At 75.0% G+C, this 1,218-nt stretch carries 1 protein-coding gene; it reads left to right on the top strand.

The window, feature by feature from the left end; all coding sequences use genetic code 11:
* The coding region (locus OZN99_RS31990) for an ImcF-related family protein (protein WP_270939220.1) at positions 1-1,218 on the top strand (1,218 nt) is incomplete at both ends.

The following is a 1,218-nucleotide window of genomic DNA, read 5'->3' as shown; positions in this document are numbered from 1 at the left end:
GACGTGATCTTCGGCGAGGCGATGCTCGGCGCCGCCGACCGCGGCGCGGTGGCGCGCGACCGCGGCCTGCGCATCGCCGCCTGGGCGGGCAGCGCCGCGCTGATGCTGGGCGGCGGCGCCTGGCTCTGGATGGAGCACGGCACGGCGGAAGCCGGGGCGCGGAAGTTCGACACGGCGCTCGCTGCCTATGAGCGCCTGGCAGCGCCGCTGCTGACCGATCCGGTGAACGACGGCGACCTGGCGCGCATCGCGCCCGTGCTGGACACCGCACGCGCCCTGCCGGCGGAAGCAATGGCCGCCGATGCCGGGCTGGGCATGTCGCAATCCGAGAAGCTCGCCGCGGCGGGCAATGTGACCTACCGCCACGCGCTGCAGCGCGCCCTGCTGCCGCGCCTGCTGTGGCGGCTGGAAGCGCAGATGCGCGGCAGCTTCAACCAGCCGGAGTTCCTCTACGAGGCGACCCGCGTCTACCTGATGCTCGGCTCCGCCGGCCCGCTGGACCGCGCGCTGGTGACGGAGTGGATGAACCTGGACTGGGCCAACGCCTATCCCGGCGCGCCGCAGCAGCCGCTGCGCGACAACCTGGCGCAGCACCTGGCCGCCCTGCTCGCCGGGCCGCTGCCGCAGGTGCAGCTGGACGGCGCGCTGGTCGAGGAGGCGCAACGCGCCTTCAGCCGCATCCCGCTGGCCGAGCGGGTCTATTCGCGCATACGCCCCTCCGCCGCTGCCACCCAGCTGCCGCCCTGGCGGCCGGGCGACGCGGCGGGCGCGGCCGGGGCGCGGCTGTTCCTGCGCGGCTCCGGCCGTCCGCTGACCGATGGCATCCCTGGCTTCTACACGGTGGAAGGCTTCCACCGCGTGCTGCTGCCCTCCCTGCCCGGCGCGGCACGGGAGGTGGCGAACGAATCCTGGGTGCTCGGCGCGCGCTCCGAGATCGACCCGCGCAGCCCGGCGTTGCAGACGCTGGAGCGCGACGTGGTCGCGCTCTACGTCGCCGAATATGTCCGTCACTGGGACGCGCTGCTGGCCGACCTCAACGTCGTGCCGCTGCGCACCATGCCGCAGGCGGTGCAGGACCTGTTCATCCTGGGCGCGCCGCAGTCGCCGATGCGCGACCTGCTGGTGGCCATCGCGCGGCAACTGACCTTGAGCGTCTCGCCCGACCCGGCGCCCGGCGCGGCGGGCGGGGCGGGCGGCCTCGCCGCAACCGCCGCGGCC

This window comes from Falsiroseomonas oryzae, assembly GCF_027856955.1.
GTDB classification, from domain to species: domain Bacteria; phylum Pseudomonadota; class Alphaproteobacteria; order Acetobacterales; family Acetobacteraceae; genus Falsiroseomonas; species Falsiroseomonas oryzae.
The sequence above is the reverse complement of the archived record's forward strand: the minus strand, read 5'-3'. Positions and strand labels throughout refer to the sequence as shown.